The 15,649-nt window shown below is 41.8% G+C and carries 20 protein-coding genes; 16 read left to right on the top strand and 4 right to left on the bottom strand.

Features of this window, described 5'->3' with window-relative positions:
- Positions 1 to 2: 2 nt before the first annotated feature.
- The 12 genes from rrp41 (at position 3) to METTI_RS02520 (ending at position 7,895) form a co-directional block, all read left to right on the top strand.
- Entirely contained in the window at positions 3 to 1,043 is a 1,041-nt protein-coding gene (gene rrp41 / locus METTI_RS02570) for an exosome complex exonuclease Rrp41 (protein WP_023844251.1), read from the top strand.
- Positions 1,044 to 1,052: 9 nt separating this feature from the next.
- The gene (gene rrp42, locus METTI_RS02565; protein WP_023844250.1) at positions 1,053 to 1,835 is read left to right on the top strand and encodes an exosome complex protein Rrp42; all 783 of its coding nucleotides are present in this window, start codon (positions 1,053 to 1,055) and stop codon (positions 1,833 to 1,835) included.
- Between the two features lie 52 nt (positions 1,836 to 1,887).
- Positions 1,888 to 2,181, top strand: a complete 294-nt coding sequence (locus tag METTI_RS02560; RefSeq protein WP_023844249.1) for a 50S ribosomal protein L37ae — start codon at positions 1,888 to 1,890, stop codon at positions 2,179 to 2,181.
- A gap of 7 nt (positions 2,182 to 2,188) precedes the next feature.
- Positions 2,189 to 2,326, top strand: a complete 138-nt coding sequence (locus METTI_RS15475) for a DNA-directed RNA polymerase subunit P (protein WP_084323965.1) — start codon at positions 2,189 to 2,191, stop codon at positions 2,324 to 2,326.
- A gap of 6 nt (positions 2,327 to 2,332) precedes the next feature.
- A complete protein-coding gene (locus METTI_RS14990) occupies positions 2,333 to 2,803 on the top strand; it encodes a Brix domain-containing protein (RefSeq protein WP_023844247.1) in 471 nt (156 codons plus the stop codon).
- The gene (locus METTI_RS02550; protein ID WP_023844246.1) at positions 2,794 to 3,030 is read left to right on the top strand and encodes a KEOPS complex subunit Pcc1; all 237 of its coding nucleotides are present in this window, start codon (positions 2,794 to 2,796) and stop codon (positions 3,028 to 3,030) included. Before METTI_RS14990 ends, METTI_RS02550 begins: the two co-directional genes overlap by 10 nt.
- 129 nt (positions 3,031 to 3,159) lie before the next feature.
- Entirely contained in the window at positions 3,160 to 3,513 is a 354-nt protein-coding gene (locus METTI_RS02545; protein ID WP_023844245.1) for a prefoldin subunit beta, read from the top strand.
- 60 nt (positions 3,514 to 3,573) lie between these two features.
- Positions 3,574 to 4,572, top strand: a complete 999-nt coding sequence (locus METTI_RS02540; RefSeq protein ID WP_023844244.1) for a DHH family phosphoesterase — start codon at positions 3,574 to 3,576, stop codon at positions 4,570 to 4,572.
- Between the two features lie 19 nt (positions 4,573 to 4,591).
- Complete coding sequence (locus tag METTI_RS02535) at positions 4,592 to 5,896, top strand: phenylacetate--CoA ligase family protein (RefSeq protein WP_023844243.1); 1,305 nt, start codon at positions 4,592 to 4,594, stop codon at positions 5,894 to 5,896.
- Positions 5,897 to 5,939: 43 nt separating this feature from the next.
- Entirely contained in the window at positions 5,940 to 6,377 is a 438-nt protein-coding gene (locus METTI_RS02530; protein WP_023844242.1) for an ACT domain-containing protein, read from the top strand.
- A 170-nt stretch (positions 6,378 to 6,547) separates the two neighbouring features.
- On the top strand, positions 6,548 to 6,895 hold the full coding sequence (locus tag METTI_RS02525) for a DUF2103 domain-containing protein (RefSeq protein ID WP_048135072.1): 348 nt from the start codon (positions 6,548 to 6,550) through the stop codon (positions 6,893 to 6,895).
- 10 nt (positions 6,896 to 6,905) lie between these two features.
- On the top strand, positions 6,906 to 7,895 hold the full coding sequence (locus METTI_RS02520) for a methanogenesis marker 12 protein (RefSeq protein ID WP_023844241.1): 990 nt from the start codon (positions 6,906 to 6,908) through the stop codon (positions 7,893 to 7,895).
- Positions 7,896 to 8,030: 135 nt separating this feature from the next.
- Here the strand turns inward: METTI_RS02520 and METTI_RS02515 are convergent, their stop codons facing one another.
- The 3 genes from METTI_RS02515 to radC all read right to left on the bottom strand — a co-directional run bounded on the left by METTI_RS02515 (position 8,031) and on the right by radC (position 11,279).
- Positions 8,031 to 9,590: a thiamine pyrophosphate-dependent enzyme gene (locus tag METTI_RS02515; protein ID WP_023844240.1), complete on the bottom strand. Its 1,560-nt coding sequence runs from the start codon at positions 9,588 to 9,590 to the stop codon at positions 8,031 to 8,033.
- 15 nt (positions 9,591 to 9,605) lie between these two features.
- Positions 9,606 to 10,517, bottom strand: a complete 912-nt coding sequence (mmp11, locus tag METTI_RS02510) for a methanogenesis marker protein 11 (RefSeq protein WP_023844239.1) — start codon at positions 10,515 to 10,517, stop codon at positions 9,606 to 9,608.
- Positions 10,518 to 10,589: 72 nt separating this feature from the next.
- Entirely contained in the window at positions 10,590 to 11,279 is a 690-nt protein-coding gene (gene radC / locus METTI_RS02505) for a RadC family protein (protein ID WP_023844238.1), read from the bottom strand.
- Positions 11,280 to 11,423: 144 nt separating this feature from the next.
- Here radC and METTI_RS02500 point away from each other — a divergent pair, with 144 nt between their 5' ends.
- Entirely contained in the window at positions 11,424 to 12,257 is an 834-nt protein-coding gene (locus METTI_RS02500; protein ID WP_023844237.1) for a molybdopterin synthase, read from the top strand.
- 194 nt (positions 12,258 to 12,451) lie between these two features.
- On the opposite strand, the gene METTI_RS02495 is transcribed toward METTI_RS02500, so the two are convergent.
- On the bottom strand, positions 12,452 to 12,862 hold the full coding sequence (locus METTI_RS02495; RefSeq protein ID WP_023844236.1) for an ArsR family transcriptional regulator: 411 nt from the start codon (positions 12,860 to 12,862) through the stop codon (positions 12,452 to 12,454).
- 176 nt (positions 12,863 to 13,038) lie between these two features.
- Here METTI_RS02495 and groES point away from each other — a divergent pair, with 176 nt between their 5' ends.
- From groES to METTI_RS02480, 3 genes are all read left to right on the top strand, one after another.
- The gene (groES, locus tag METTI_RS02490) at positions 13,039 to 13,314 is read left to right on the top strand and encodes a co-chaperone GroES (protein ID WP_023844235.1); all 276 of its coding nucleotides are present in this window, start codon (positions 13,039 to 13,041) and stop codon (positions 13,312 to 13,314) included.
- 30 nt (positions 13,315 to 13,344) lie between these two features.
- Positions 13,345 to 14,952, top strand: coding sequence for a chaperonin GroEL (groL, locus tag METTI_RS02485; RefSeq protein WP_023844234.1), 1,608 nt, complete (start codon positions 13,345 to 13,347; stop codon positions 14,950 to 14,952).
- 193 nt (positions 14,953 to 15,145) lie between these two features.
- On the top strand, positions 15,146 to 15,607 hold the full coding sequence (locus METTI_RS02480) for an Hsp20/alpha crystallin family protein (protein WP_023844233.1): 462 nt from the start codon (positions 15,146 to 15,148) through the stop codon (positions 15,605 to 15,607).
- Positions 15,608 to 15,649 lie beyond the last annotated feature (42 nt).

The raw sequence follows: 15,649 nt of genomic DNA, 5'->3' as shown, positions 1-15,649 counted from the left end.
ATATGAGTGATAAACCTGAAAAGTTCATTGATGAAAATGGATTACGTCTGGATGGCAGACGTGTTGATGAGATCAGGCCGATGAAAATGGAGATAGGTGTACTCTCCAGGGCTGATGGTTCATGTTATTTGGAATGGGGTAAGAATAAGGTACTTGCGGCTGTTTATGGCCCAAGGGAACTTCACCCAAGAAGATTGCAGAAAGCTGATTCCGTATTAATAAGATACCGTTATAATATGGCAGCTTTCTCTGTAGAGGATCGTATAAGACCAGGTCCAAGCAGAAGAAGTATTGAGATATCAAAAGTAAGCCGTGAGGCATTTGAGCCTGTAGTGCTCACTCACCTTTATCCTGGTGCAGTAATTGATGTTTTTGCAGAAGTACTCCAGGCTGATGCAGGTACTAGGACTGCAGCTATTAATGCAGCCTGTGTGGCTCTTGCTGATGCAGGTATTCCTATGAAAGGACTTGTTTCTGCATGTGCAGTAGGAAAGGTTGACGGACAGCTCGTACTTGACCTTAACAAGCCTGAAGACAATTATGGTGATGCTGATATCCCAATGGCTATGACATCTGATGGGGAGATTACTCTTGTACAGATGGACGGTGACGTTACTCCGGAAGAGTTCAAAAAGGCAATTGAGATGTGCAAGGAAGGATGCCGCCAGATTATGGAGATTCAAAAGGAAACTCTTAGAAGCAAGTTTACAAAACTTGAAGATGTAGATATCTCTGATGATGAAGAAGTCGATGTATCTTCCATTGTAGAATCCGCTCTTGAATCATCTGAAAATGATGTTGAAGATGAGGAGGAGGCTGAAGTCGAATCTGGCGATGCTGATCAGGAAGACGAGGTTGAAGATGCTGACGAGGATTTAGATGATGAACCTGAATCAGAGGACGATGAAGATGAAGACCTCGATTCTGTAGAATCTCATTCTGATTTCGAAGCTGTTGAGCTTGTAGAGGATTTTGAAGAGTCTTTCACTGATGTGGATGAAGAGGATGCCACAGAAGATGAGGATGACGAAGAGAAGGACTGAGGTGAGATCATGGGCAACGAAGTAATGTCGGTACTTAAGAAAGATTACATTTACAACCTTATGCTCAAAGGTCAGCGTGCTGATGGACGTGCTTTTGATGAGATAAGGGACATTGAGATCAGAACCAATGTTATAGAAAAGGCTGAAGGTTCCGCCTGGATAAAGATGGGTGGTACTGAAATTCTTGTAGGAGTAAAACTACAGGTCGGAACGCCTTTCCCTGACTCTGCTGATCAAGGTGTCATTATTACAAGTATGGAGTTAAATCCAATAGCTTCTCCTGATTTTGAGGCAGGTCCTCCAAAAGAGAATGCCATTGAAATGGCCCGTGTCACAGACAGGGGAATCCGTGAATCAGGCGCAATTGATTTAAACAAGTTGTGTATTACGGAGGGAGAAGAAGTCTGGATGGTATTCATAGATATCCATGTTCTCAACAATGAAGGGAACATTCAGGATGTATCCTCCCTGGGTGCAATAGCTGCCCTATTGACTGCCGTTGTTCCTGGTGAACGCGAAGGCCGTGGTGAGGATATGCCAATGCCTATCAGGGATATGCCTGTTTCAGTTACGCTGGTAGACATCGGCGGTGAAATGATGATTGACCCTGACCTTGATGAAGAAACAGTTTGTGATACCCGCATAACCATTGTTTCAAATCAGGACGGTTCAATTTCAGGAATGCAGAAGAGCGGCGATGGAGCACTTACCGAGGAAAAGCTGTTAAAGGCTGTGTCACTTGCCTGCCAGAAAGCATCTGAACTCAGGGAAGCTCACCTGTTGAATATCTGATCCGAAATTCAATATCATATAATATTTACACCATTTCAAGGAGATAAAATTCATGGCAAAAAAATATACACGAAAAGGCCGAGTATCCAGATCAGCCGGTAGATTTGGTACTCGCTATGGTAGAAGGGACCGTAAACTTGTGGCAGATCTTGAAGAAAAGATGCGTATGCCACATAAGTGCCCGCAATGTGCACGTCCAAATGTAAAGAGAACAGGTACAGGTATCTGGAAATGTACCAAATGTGACTACACCTTTGCAGGTGGCACATTCCTTCCTCAGACTAATGTCGGAAAGACCGTTGCACGTTCTGTAAAGAAGGCAAAGGAAGCAGCAGCAGCAGAGTAAGGTGAGTATGGCCTATAAATGTACAAGATGCAAGAGAAATGTTGAGATCGACTACGAGTACACAGGTATTCGCTGTCCTTACTGTGGACACCGAATTCTTGTGAAAGAGCGTCCAACAACTATCAAACGCATCAAAGCAGAGTAAGAAGCGATGCATATCACTTCTTCTCGCAAACCTTCTGCCGGTACGCGTACTTTATGTAAGCATCTGGCATCTTTTTTCGGTTTCGAGTACTTTAACCGAGGTAAGATGAGCATGGGTGAGGTCTTAACCCTCTCTCATGGCAATCCACTTCTTATTATCGGTGAATATCATGGTAACCCTGGTAGCTTGGCTTTTTATGATGGGAAAGGATTCTGCACTCTTTCAATTTATATTTCCGTACTGGAAGCTCCTTCTGAGTATCCAAAAAGGTCCAAATCATTTCCTTTAATTGATGGTGACAATGAGTTAGTACCATTACTTAATGATTTGATAGTTCCTGATGAATCAACATGTTCAACATTGTTGTCTCTTACAATTTCAGGAAATCAGCTGGATTTCAAAGAAGGTGAAAAAGAACTTTTCAGTCTCAGGATGAAAAGCTACAAGGTATTTGAGGTTGATGAAGAGTGTTGCTGACCTCACGTTATGTTTTTGAAACTCCTGCAGCTTTACGTATTTACAGATCACTTAAACCTGAACTTGAAAGTCAGGTGACTGAACGGTCATCTGTTTACATGAATGTCGAAAACTCGACTCTTTATCTGGAAATAAGATCTGATGATCTTGTTGCCATGCGTTCAACTCTTAATACCTGGTTGCGTCTTATACAGGTTGCATCTGAGACTGCAGATTGTCTGGTTTAGTGCAGTATATTTCTGTGTTCGCAACAATTATTCTGCATCAGATTCTCTCTTTACATCCTTGTTTTTGCATTAGTGTACATAGAAACATTAAAATCACTTCAGGTTTATTGGTATGCCAGGTGAAACCAAATGAGTACGCAAATACCCCCACAGATACAGAACCAGCTTGCACAGTTGCAGCAGGTTCAGCAGCAAGCGCAGTCCCTTGCCATGCAGAAATCCCAGATAGAGTCCATGCAGAAAGAAGCTGAAATGGCACTTGAAGAGCTGGAAAAGCTGCCTGAGGATGTTGTAATTTATCGAAGTGTCGGCGAATTACAGATCAAATCAAACAAGGAAGAATCTGTGTCCAAACTGAATGAAAAAATAGAAACACTTTCACTCAGGTTACAATCCATTTCCAGACAGGAAGAAAGGATATCAAAACGTTTCACACAACTTCAGGAACAGATCGAACAGTCTATGGGGAACCAGGCACAGTAAGCCTGTTCTCTATTTCTGATGACATGCCGGTATAAGCGCCGGCCATGTTCAGAGGTTTCCATGCAAGTTGAAGAAACGGAGTTTTACAATAAGCTTCTGGATTATAATAATATCCTTTATCTTTGTCATCGGAACGCCGATCCGGATGCGGTAAGCAGTGCATTTGCATTATCAGAAGCCATTGGTGGAACAATAGGGCTTGTTGATGGATGTAACCGGGTTGCTTCTCTTCTTATTGATAAACTTGATATAGATGTGGTCGAGAAACCCGACCCTTCAGAATATGATATTACTCTTGTAGTTGACACTTCAACCAGTTCTCAGCTTAATGATATCAAACTTGGTAAATACTGTGTGATAGACCATCACGCAACAACCGCTCTTATTGAAAACGCCGAGTTTTATTTGCATCGTCATGCAACATCCACGGCTGAGATGGTCTTTGATATTTTGAGGTCCATGGGTGCACCTGTAATGCGTCGTACTGCAATGGGTCTGCTCACAGGTATCATCACTGATACAGGCCATTTTAAACATGCTACACAGGAAACATTCAGGACTGTTTCTGAAATAATAGCCTGTAGTGGTGTAGAGTATGCAGATGTATTGGAAATGATGGCAGCAACTCCGCAGGATATATCCATGCGTATAGCCATGTTAAAATGTGCTACCCGTGCAAACATCGAAAGAGTTGATGACTGGCTTCTGGTGGATTCTCATGTGAATTCATTTGGTGGTGCAGCATCATCCATGTTCCTTAACATTGGTGCTGATGTGGCTCTTATAGGAACTTCCCGTGACGCTAATATCAGGGTGAGTGGAAGAGCCAAGCGTGAAGCTGTTGCTGCAGGTGTCAATTTGGGGAAGATAATGGAAGATATTAGTCATAATTACGATGGTACCGGAGGAGGGCATGCGGGAGCTGCCGGAATTGATGTGGTTGCCGATATGGATACCATTTTAGGTGAATGCAAAGGCAGGATACGTGATATCCTCAGAGGCAAACCCAATCCTTCTATATGTGATTCATTAAATGATGAATGTCACGAATCTGAATAATTGATAAAGGGGCAATTAGATGATAGAATACTGGAACCCATTGATGGAAAGGATGCCAGTTGATGAACTGGAGAAAATGCAAGAGAATAAACTCAAAAATCTGGTAAACTATGTCTACCAGCACTCAGATTTCTACAAAAAGAGATTTGATGAAGCAGGTGTCAAACCTGAAGATATCCAGACACTTGATGACCTGAAGAAATTACCTTTTACATACAAATCCGATCTAAGAGACACTTATCCAACAGGAATGTTCTGTGTTCCTAATGAACAGCTTACACGTTTCCATGTGTCTTCAGGAACTACCGGGAAGCCAACTGTTGTAGGTTATACAAAGAATGATATCCATGCATGGAATACATCCCTTGCAAGAGCTCTCACCTCAATTGGTTTGGGTCGTGGGGATATTATTCAGGTGAGTTATGGATACGGTCTTTTCACAGGCGGTCTTGGGCTTCACTACGGTGCTGAAGAAGTGGGTTCAACTGTTCTTCCTACAAGTTCAGGTAACACAGAAAAGCAGCTTGATCTTATGCAGGATCTAGGCAGCACGGCAATTGCCTGTACTCCATCTTACTTCCTCTTCATGAGTGAGGTTGCAAACCAGAATGGAATCAGCATACAGAATGATACAAAGCTTAAGGCTGGTATTTTTGGTGCAGAACCCTGGTCTGAGGAAATGAGATCAAGAATAGAGGAAGCAACAGGCATCAAAGCTTATGATATCTATGGTACTTCAGAACTCAGTGGTCCTCTCTGTACAGAATGTCAGTTCCAGGAAGGTATCCATATATGGGCCGACATGTTCCTTCTCGAAGTAATTGACCCTGAAACAGGTGAACAACTTGGTGACGGTGAGCGTGGGGAGCTTGTAATCACAACCCTTGCAAAGGAAGCACTTCCACTTATCAGGTATCGTATTGGTGATATTACTATCATTAACAAGGAACCATGCAAATGTGGTCGTACACACCCACGTATCATGAGGGTACTTGGACGTGCAGATGACATGCTTATCGTGCGTGGTATCAATGTATTCCCTGGTCAGGTAGAGTCTGTACTTATGACTATACCTGAAGTTGGCGAACACTTTATGATAATCGTGGACAGGGTAAATGAACTCGATACCATGACTATACAGATAGAGATGACAGATGAAGCATTCAGTGACAAAGTCAATGATATAATCGGTCTTGAAAAGAAGGTTCAGGCTGCACTTAAGAATGTGCTTAATCTGGCAGTAAAGGTTGAGCTTGTTGAGAAAGGAACAATTCCACGTTCAATGGGCAAAGCCAAGAAAGTGATAGACAACAGAAAGCTATAAACGCTTATGCAACATAACTTCTAATAAAAATGCAGGTGTTAATATGGAAGAAAAGATAATCAAGCAGATATCACTTTTCGCAGAGAACAAGCCAGGTCGCCTTGCTAATATTGCAACTAATTTCAGAAATGCAGGTATTAACATAAGGGCTTTTACCATCGCCGAAGCTGGAGATTTCGGTATCATCAGGATGGTAGTTGACAAGCCTGACTTCGCCCACGAAGTTCTTCACGATGCAGGGTTCACGGTTTCTGAAACCAGTGTCCTGGGTATTGAAATGGAGGATGTGCCTGGTGGACTGGGTAAGATCGCTGATGTGCTTGGTGGTCAGAGTATCAACATCGATTATGCCTATGCTTTTGTCACAAAGACTGAGAAGGCACTTCTTATTCTCAGGGTCAGTGACATTGAAGGGGCCATTAAGGTTCTTAACGGTTCAGGTGTAAAGCTAATTGATATGGCAGATATTCAGGAAATCTGATTTTCTGAATATTATTTTTCTTTTGTCTGAAAATCATCACTTTTTTACTACATTTTTATTTTTCAGTTATTTGTTTTCATATTCTCTTTCTGTTTTTGCATCCGTTATAGAATCGCAACATTAAAACGAACCACTAATATTTTATATAACTAGTTGTCATTCCAATTGAAATGACGGATACTATCAATTCAAAAGGAGTTCGCAAACCAGAGTGTAAACTCGGTGGTTCTCATACTACTATTATCGGCGGACGTGCTGGTAAAAAGATAGTGTCCTTGCTGAGTCAGCACCCTTCTGTCAAAAAAGTAATTCCTTCTGTAATTGCTGTTAAAGGAAAAGGTAATTCCGGCGGAAAACTTACTGCTAAAATCCAGAGGCCGGATGACAGGGGAAACCTGCGGCTTCTTCTTTCACACGGTACATCTTTCCAGGAACTGCGTATAATTACAAATGTAGGCAGTTTTGAAGAAGGTGAAAACATTCTGAAAGAACTAAATTCATTATTATCTGATGTCTAAGGTGAAATCGATGTTCGTTGGAATAGATCATGGTACAACTGCAATGCGCTTTGCTGCACTCTTTCCTGATGGGAAAGTGCTGAAACTTGAACTTCCAAGAACTGAAGCTGCCGGTATGAGCGAGTCCCAGCTTATATCTTCGATGGAAAATGCTTTTGGAATAAATTCTTCTGATATCTCTTTAATGGCTGTAACTTATTCCATGGGTGATGGCATAAAAGATATTGAAAATATAGCCACTGTTGAAAACCGTGGTGTTAAAAGCATAGAAGGCGCTGGCAAGAAAACTGGTGGAGGTGGACTTGTTTTTGATTCTATATTATCCTCAAAAATTCCTGCCGTTGTAATTCCGGGTATTCATGAAAACAGCGACACAGATCCTCGTCTCAATATTTTTTCACACTCCACAAGTCCTGAAAAAATAGGTATTGCTTATCATGCATTCGCACTTGGATTCAGTGACTTTGTACTTTCCGATATTAGTTCAAATACTGTTACTGTGGCGGTTGCAAATGGAAAACTTATAGGTGCTATAGATGCATGTATATTTGCTCCGGGACTTCAGCATGGTCCTCTGGATGTCCAGGCTCTCAGGGATGTCGATGCTGGCAGGATAAGTGCTAATGAGGCATTTGTAAATTCCGGTGTCCTTAAACATACTTCGTTCTCAGACAGGCACGAACTCATAAAAGCTGCTAAAGATGGAAATTCCCAGGCTGTGCTGGCTATTGACAGTATCGCACTTTTTGCCGCCATGGAAATTGCCGGTATGCAGCTTCTGATGAAGGACTATGGTTCTGAAGGTGAAGTTGTCATTGAAGGGTCTGTTGGAGAAGTTCCTGAAGTTGTAAAGAAGATAGAATCTCACCTCGGGATAAAGGTTCATGTTCTTGACAGGTGGAGTGCAGCCATAGGATGTGCTGAAATCGCAAGAGATATCCATTTGGGTTCAAGTGAAATTCTGGGTCTGAAAGTCAATTTCACTTATGAATCGGAATAAGCGAGAATCAGTTTTGTTTGGTATTTCAAATTTAAAATTATAAACATAAAACGATAAATTTCAAACAGCAAGTTTTAAACAACAAATTTGAAACATCAAACAGTAGTTGTTACTCAGTTATTACTATTATTATCGTTATTTTGTACACTGGCCTTCGATGTAGATTACAGAAACGCCTTTGTCTTCTATTTTTGCCTGAATTATATTTTTAATATATTCAGAACAGGCATCTTTTCCTTCTGAATCAAGAAGCTCATCGATATTGATACAGGTTGTGTCCGGTACAAGTGCTTTTACAACTTTTTTCAGGTCAGGTGCACCCTGTCCGCCTGTCATTGCAGCAACATCATTCTGAAGTATGATGGCAAGAATGTCAAAACCATTTTCAACTGCGTTTATCAGTCCAATTATGCCGGAATGTGCAAGTCCGAAATCTCCAATCACGGCTATGCCTTTCCCCGGGAATCCACAGGCAGTTGATATTGCACCACCAAGTGCAAATCCTGTATTGACTGCATTTAATGGATCGGGTGCTGTACGTATGGAGCATCCCATGTCTCCTGCAACAGGACGGATATCATGTAACACATTATAGAGTGGCATAAAAGGACAATCACTGCAAATAGGTTTTGAACCTCTGCTGAGAATTGTCTGTACATCCGTGTACTCTGAGACTTCATCTTTATCGATGTTCTCAAAAGCAAAATCAACATGTTCTTTTTCAACCATGCTGAAAGGAAGGTGGCCTGTTCTTTTTCCAAGAACTTTTTCACAACAGGTGCTGATATGTGTTTCTATGAAGGTTTCACTCTCTTCAACAACAAGGATGTGTTCATGTTGTTCTATGAAACTTTTTACAAGTTTTTCCGGGAAAGGTGAAACCATTCCAAGACTCAGGTGTGAATAAGAAGAATAAACTAGTTGTGTGGATAGAATCTTGTCCACAATAAATGATGGATATCCAGATGATACTATTCCAACCTTGTCTCCATTGATTGCTATGTGGTTGAAACGCGAGTTCTCTGATTCATGAATAAGGATGGGTTCTGATTCAATATGGAATCTCTGGTGCTTGCCGTGCATAGTAAGCTTCCAGATGCTTCTGTCAAGAACCTTTTCTTTCACGTTTGTTTTTGAGTTTATCCGTGATCTGCTGATTTTCTGTCTTTCCTTTTCCAGCCGGTCAGTTATTCTCATAATAACAGGAACCTTTGCTTCTTCTGAAAGTTCAAAAGCCCGGCTAAGCGAATCGTAAGTATTTTGAGGTGTAGAAGGATCAAAAACGGCAGTCTCGGAAATTGCTCCGTAGAACCTTGAATCCTGCTCGTTCTGTGATGCTTTTGCTCCCGGATCATCGCCGGCAAGTATCACAAGTCCCGAACCTATTGTGTGCATCATTGCTGTCATCAGGGGGTCTGAAAGTACATTCATTCCAACATGTTTGACCATTACAATGGAACGACGTCCTGTTACCGATGCACCTAACGCTGCTTCAAGAGCAGCTTTTTCATTGGTGAACCAGTGGATGTCGTAATTATTACATTCGTTGCAGTTGCTGGAATTCTTATTCTCAAAAAAGTGGTCTGCAACTGCAGTCATGGGATATCCGGCTACAGCAGTAATGAACTTTACATTGCTATCAATTGCTGCAAGGTAAATTGCTTCAAGGCCGGTTATATCCTCTGTGTTAGTCATAATTTGATTACTTGTTTATTCGATCTGAGCTTTCAGTTTAACTGAATCATCAGGTTGTGCAAACCATGCAAGCGCTGCAAGTGCACCAATAACTCCATTACCATCAAGCCAGACATCGACATTTTTGTCTTTCGCGTACTCAAGAGCATATTCCTTTGTAAGCTCTCCACTTCGGCATTTTGTGCTGTATTCGTTGATTTTCTTTGCCTCAAACTCAGAAAGCACTACCATTCCCGTCTCATCGGATACGCTGTATTTCAGGAGGGCTGCCTTTACGCTTTCAAGCAGCTCCTGTTTTGCATTTTCACTTACACATCCAAATTCAAGTACTGTGGATACGCAGTTTTGTGTCCTTGCAGATACCGGGAAAAGCTGTACAAGTGAGTGTGACAGGTAAATAGACTCATTGCAGTCAAGTGCTTTTGCCATGTTGTGAGTCAATGTCCATGTTGCACCTTCTTCTTTGGTGTCGGTATCATCAATTCCAATTAGTACTCTTTCTCTTCTTGGAACTACGATGGTGCCTTTTGCAGCACGCCCACCACCGGATTCAGTGTAGTTGCAGCGAAGCACGCCCTCAGCAAATGCCCTGCATTTTGTGGCACCTACGCCTCCTCCTCCAAGTCCTGCGTATGTTATATGAACCTCATCTCCTTCCACGATAACAGATTCAATTCCTGCAGCTGCAGTGGATGGTTTTAGCTCAAGAGGTGATTTGCCTGTCTTTACTTTGTATCGGATCATGTTCCCAATGGAACGTGTGTTAAGGATTAGCGGCGAGTGAGAATAATGGAACTTAGACCATGCAGCACCGCCATAACAGTTCGTATGCTCGATGATCTCAGCATATTCGTTTTTACTGTCGCATATTGCATATATACCCCTGTATGGAGTGATGTAGGGGTCATTAAGTTCAATCTCTTTCATTTGGGACTTAAATGCAAGTCAATACCTTAAATGTTTTGTTTGTCAGGGTGGTCTTCTGAATGGTAAGAGATTTCATCTCACATATCCTTCATCTTTCAAACTGACATACCTGCCATCTCCGATAACCACATGATCCAGTACGTCGATTCCAAGCAGCTTGCCGCCTTCCACAAGTTTCTCAGTAACTGCAATATCTTCCCTGCTTGGTGTTGGATCGCCGGAAGGGTGATTATGTGAGAGGATTACTGAAGCACAGGATTCCATAAGTGCTGCCTTGAAAACTTCTCTTGGGTGAACAATATTTGCGTTCAGGCTGCCGATGGAAATTAGTTCCTCACGTATTATCTGGTTTTTTGTATCAAGTAAAAGCGCCACAAGTCTTTCCCTTTTGTGTTCACGCATTCCCGGGTAAAGTATAGAATAGACATCTGCCGGTGATCTTATCTTTCTTTTCGGATCATCGGAAAATCCTTCCAGTTTGCGGGCAAGTTCAAAGATTGCAGCTATTTGTGCCGCCTTAGCAGTACCAATGCCATGTATCTTTGTGAGATTTGCGATGTTAGCCTGACTGAGCTGTTTGATGTTGTATTCTGAGAAAATACGGCTGCACATATTCACAACATTCTCTTTTTGCGAACCTGTTCTCAGGACAATTGCAAGCAGTTCTGCATTTGAAAGAGCTTCAGGGCCGTATTTCAACAGTCTTTCCCTGGGCCTTTCATCCATTGGCATATCATGGATACTTATCTTGTACTCACTCATTGCAATGGCTAGTAAATCCAAGGATATAAATTAATCGTAATTAGTCTATTATAATTTACCCTTAATCTAAAAAATAATTAATATGAATGTGCTGGCTTCTGTTTGCGCTGTGTACTTATAGAATGACTCTCCATAAATCCATTTATGAAAGTCATTTGTGTTGCAGGATACAAGAATTCAGGCAAAACAACGCTGGTCACCCGCCTTGTGGAAGCTCTTTGCGAACAAGGGAAAGTAGGTACTGTAAAACAGATGTTGCATCATCGTTTCAATCCACAGGATACTGACACCGGTAAGCATTTCGATGCAGGTGCCTATCTGGTTGCAGCAATAACTGACACAGAGCTTGTAACCATAAAGCGTGATCCAACTCTTGAAGATGCCCTGGACTCTCTTGCAGACAACGGAGCAGACTTTGCGATAGTCGAGGGTGCAAAAAACAGTGACCTTCCAAAGATTTTCCTTGGCGAGCCCGAGGCTCCGGATGAAATTTCCAATATAATTGTCCAACTGCCTGTAAAAGCAGACTGGGACATAGGTGCTCTTGTTGAACTGATTCATGATCAGCCTGAATGGGTAACTCTTGACTCTCTCATCAGGAAGGTGCGTTCAAATCCCGATATTCGTCTTTCAGGTGGGATAGCAACTTTCACGGGAATTGTCAGGCGAATAAATGATAATGTTGAAACCACTGCCATAGATTTTGAGAAATACGAAGGTGTTGCGGACAGGGCAATTGAAAAGATCTGTCTTGACATGAAAGCAAAGGACAATATCATAGATGTATTAATCCATCACAAAACCGGATTGATAAAATCGGGTGAGGATATTGTTTACATAGTCGTGGCTGCTGCTCACAGGCAGGAGCTTTTCCAGACGCTGATTGATTCACTTGAACGCATAAAAGAAGATGTGCCAATATGGAAGAAGGAGTTCACAATTGAAGGTGATTTCTGGGTTCACGACAGGCATGAGTAAAAACCGGAATCGTTTTCAGGATGAAATCGAAGGAATCTGTCATATTTAGCGTATGATTTCATTATCCTTTGTTTAGTGCTGATGGATGGTTGCTTTGTTTATACATTACGATTTTTCCTAAAAAAGCAATGTTTCTGTCAGTCTATACACATGATCTCTACGGTGGCAAAAAACTTCAAAAATGGTGAGGGTGATTATCTGTTTTTCAGACCCATCTGCTCATCTATTTCTTCGGCTATTTCTTCAAGTTCCTGGAAAATACGGTCGGAATCTTTTCTCATTTCCTGTACTGCAGCCTTAAGACTTCCTCCGCGGATGTACAGTCCTCTTTTTTCCCTGTATATCAGGCCTGAGTTTATAAGGTTCCTTATGTGATGATTCACTCTGGACTGGTTTACTTCAATGCTCTTAGCTATGATGTCTGATGATATTTTATCCTGGTTTTCTGCCAGTTGTTGAAGAAGATCATGGACTATTTGTGTAGCAAGATTTTCCGTATCTCTTCCGGAAGATAATCCGAAACTGTTACAGAACCAGCGAATATCTTCTTCCAGCTTCTTTTCTCTGGGTTTTTCCAGGTTTATCAGGATTATCTGTTGTGGCATAGGATTATTCTATCTTATAGCATCTATATAAGTTTATCTGTATAAAATCGATATCATTTCGATAAAAGTGATAAAAAAGCTATTTTTTGCAAAAGATTTAAATAGGAGTCATGCAATATAATTGCTCAGTTGATCGGAACGTTTCCGGTCAGATGATAATTGGAGGAAAATAAACGATGATTATCAGGCCTATTGGTGAGAGAGTCTTAATCAAATCTGTCAAAAAGGCAGAAGTCACTGAAAGTGGAATTTACATCCCTGACTCCGCACAGGAAGAGAAAAAAGAAGGAATCATAGTTGCTGTGGGAGCCTATGAGGATGGCAAAGAACTTCCATTAAAAGCCGGTGAACATGTGATTTACGGCGGTTATAAGAGTGACGAGATTGACCTTGACGGTGAACTTCACATGTTCATTGATTTCAAGGATGTCTTAGCAGTAGTTGAGGAATAAGTAAGATTAAGGAACTGACGAGGAATATCTATGTCAAAACAGATAATGTTTGATGAGGATGCACGTAAAGCATTGTTAAGTGGTGTAGATAAAGTAGCAAATACTGTGAAGATCACCCTTGGTCCCAAGGGTCGTAATGTTGTCCTTGACAAGCCGGGCAGTCCGGTTGTAACCAATGATGGTGTTACCATTGCCAAAGAAATAGAACTTAAAGACAAGTTCGAGAACATGGGTGCAAAGCTTGTAAAAGAGGTCGCATCAAAAACCCAGGATAATACAGGTGATGGAACAACCACTGCAACCTTGCTTGCACAGTCAATGATAAGAGAGGGACTAAAGAACATCAGTGCCGGTGCAAATCCAATTGAAGTCAAGAAAGGTATTGAAAAGGCAACCGAAAAGGTTGTTGCAAGCCTCAGGGAAAAGAGTAAGGATGTAAAGGATAAAGAAAAGATCCTCCAGGTTGCAACTATCTCAGCAAACAACGATGAAGTCGTTGGCGAGTTCATTGCGGATGCAATGGAGAAGGTAGGATACAATGGTGTAATCACAGTTGAGAATTCCAAGACCATGGAAACACACCTTGAAGTTGTTGAAGGTATGCAGTTTGACCGTGGTTTTGTGTCACCATACATGGCAACAGACCCTGAGAAGATGACCTGTGAGTTCGAAGAGCCGTACATCTTAATTACAGACCGCAAGATCACAACCATGAACCAGATAATTCCTGTGCTTGAAAAGGTCGCCAAGGAAGGCAGGCCACTTGTCATGATCGCACAGGATGTCGAAGGCGATGCGCAGGCCGCATTGATATTAAACATAATCCGCGGTTCACTGCGTGTATGTGCAGTGAAGGCTCCGGGATTCGGAGACGAGCAGAAAGCCATGCTTGAGGATATCGCAATCCTTACAGGTGGTATGCTGATCAGCGAAGATAAGGGGATGAAGATCGAGGAATTCGTAGAACACATGCTCGGAACAGCACGCAAGGTCAACATCGACAAAAATAAGACCACAATCATTGAAGGTAAGGGTGACAAAGCTGATATTGAAAAGAGAATGCAGCTTATTGCGTCACAGATCAATGTCACAGATGCGGAGTTCAAGAAAAAGGAACTCAAGAAGCGTCTTGCAAAACTTGGCGGCGGTGTAGCTGTCATCAAGGTGGGAGCTGCAACAGAAACCGAACTCAAGGAAAAGAAGATGAGGATCGATGATGCCCTGAATGCTACGAAAGCTGCCGTTGAGGAAGGTGTGGTCACTGGCGGAGGAATTTCCCTTTTCCGTGCAACTACTGTGCTTGAAGACCTCAAACTTGAAGGCGAACAGGATATTGGTCTTAAGATCGTCAAACGTGCACTGGAAGAACCTATCCGCCAGATCTCACTGAATGCCGGAAAAGATGGCGCAGAGATAATTGCTCAGATCAGGGGTGAATCCAATGATCAATATGGTTATAACGCAAAGACTGACGCTTTCGAAGATCTCTTTGAAGCAGGAGTCATTGATCCGACAAAGGTTGTCAGAAGCGGATTACAGAACGCTGCATCCATTGCAGCTATGATCCTGACTACTGAGGCCGTTGTAGCTGACTTTGATGATGAGAAAGATGATAAGACACCTGCGATCATAATTTGATCGCACTCTTATTTTACTTTCTTATCTTTACTTTCTTATCTTTATTCATTCAACAAATATCCACAAAAGAAAATAAGAGGTGAAGAACAGACATTTCAAATTTGATTATAATTCATAGCAATTTAAAAAAAAGATTGTACAGCCGGACGAACAAAGAACAGCAAAATATCCATGAGATAAAAGGAGTTATAGTATGAGATTTGGTCTGACAAAAGTGACACCTGCAAGGGGAGGATTATGGAATCCAATGGAAGAGATTGTGCAGATGCAGGACATGTTAAACAACATGTTTAAAGAGAGAAGTTTCGGGGACAGATGGTCAGAAGCCGGAATACTTGCACCACTTGTGGATGTAAAGGATGAAGGTTCCGAATTAATTGTGACCACCGATCTCCCGGAAGTTGAGAAAGGTGATGTTGACCTTGATGTCAGTGATAATATGCTGACAATATCTGCAAAACGCAATTCAAGCACCGAGGAAAAAGAAGAAGGTTACCTTAGAAGAGAAAGAACATACAGTTCATTCTCAAGGACTGTGAGCTTACCAGGCACAGTTTCTGCTGAAGGTGCCAGGGCAAAATTAGATAATGGTGTGCTTAGCGTTACGTTGCCAAAAATGCAGATTGAAGAAAATAAAAAGATACTCATCGAATAGATGGGGTCCATACACGAGTAACAAATCCTGTATAGCTCTGGC

This window comes from Methanolobus tindarius DSM 2278, from assembly GCF_000504205.1.
In the GTDB taxonomy this organism is placed as follows: domain Archaea; phylum Halobacteriota; class Methanosarcinia; order Methanosarcinales; family Methanosarcinaceae; genus Methanolobus; species Methanolobus tindarius.
Note: the sequence above shows the minus strand (reverse complement) of the source record. Positions and strands in the feature narration are given on the sequence as shown.

Bases quoted from the DNA above. Each gene is read 5' to 3' on its own strand.
- rrp41 (WP_023844251.1), top strand. From the start codon at position 3: ATGAGTGATAAACCTGAAAAGTTCATTGATGAAAATGGATTACGTCTG.
- rrp42 (WP_023844250.1), top strand. From the start codon at position 1,053: ATGGGCAACGAAGTAATGTCGGTACTTAAGAAAGATTACATTTACAAC.
- METTI_RS02560 (WP_023844249.1), top strand. From the start codon at position 1,888: ATGGCAAAAAAATATACACGAAAAGGCCGAGTATCCAGATCAGCCGGT.
- METTI_RS15475 (WP_084323965.1), top strand. From the start codon at position 2,189: ATGGCCTATAAATGTACAAGATGCAAGAGAAATGTTGAGATCGACTAC.
- METTI_RS14990 (WP_023844247.1), top strand. From the start codon at position 2,333: ATGCATATCACTTCTTCTCGCAAACCTTCTGCCGGTACGCGTACTTTA.
- METTI_RS02545 (WP_023844245.1), top strand. From the start codon at position 3,160: ATGAGTACGCAAATACCCCCACAGATACAGAACCAGCTTGCACAGTTG.
- METTI_RS02540 (WP_023844244.1), top strand. From the start codon at position 3,574: ATGCAAGTTGAAGAAACGGAGTTTTACAATAAGCTTCTGGATTATAAT.
- METTI_RS02535 (WP_023844243.1), top strand. From the start codon at position 4,592: ATGATAGAATACTGGAACCCATTGATGGAAAGGATGCCAGTTGATGAA.
- METTI_RS02530 (WP_023844242.1), top strand. From the start codon at position 5,940: ATGGAAGAAAAGATAATCAAGCAGATATCACTTTTCGCAGAGAACAAG.
- METTI_RS02525 (WP_048135072.1), top strand. From the start codon at position 6,548: ATGACGGATACTATCAATTCAAAAGGAGTTCGCAAACCAGAGTGTAAA.
- METTI_RS02520 (WP_023844241.1), top strand. From the start codon at position 6,906: ATGTTCGTTGGAATAGATCATGGTACAACTGCAATGCGCTTTGCTGCA.
- METTI_RS02515 (WP_023844240.1), bottom strand. From the start codon at position 9,590: ATGACTAACACAGAGGATATAACCGGCCTTGAAGCAATTTACCTTGCA.
- mmp11 (WP_023844239.1), bottom strand. From the start codon at position 10,517: ATGAAAGAGATTGAACTTAATGACCCCTACATCACTCCATACAGGGGT.
- radC (WP_023844238.1), bottom strand. From the start codon at position 11,279: ATGAGTGAGTACAAGATAAGTATCCATGATATGCCAATGGATGAAAGG.
- METTI_RS02500 (WP_023844237.1), top strand. From the start codon at position 11,424: ATGAAAGTCATTTGTGTTGCAGGATACAAGAATTCAGGCAAAACAACG.
- METTI_RS02495 (WP_023844236.1), bottom strand. From the start codon at position 12,862: ATGCCACAACAGATAATCCTGATAAACCTGGAAAAACCCAGAGAAAAG.
- groES (WP_023844235.1), top strand. From the start codon at position 13,039: ATGATTATCAGGCCTATTGGTGAGAGAGTCTTAATCAAATCTGTCAAA.
- groL (WP_023844234.1), top strand. From the start codon at position 13,345: ATGTCAAAACAGATAATGTTTGATGAGGATGCACGTAAAGCATTGTTA.
- METTI_RS02480 (WP_023844233.1), top strand. From the start codon at position 15,146: ATGAGATTTGGTCTGACAAAAGTGACACCTGCAAGGGGAGGATTATGG.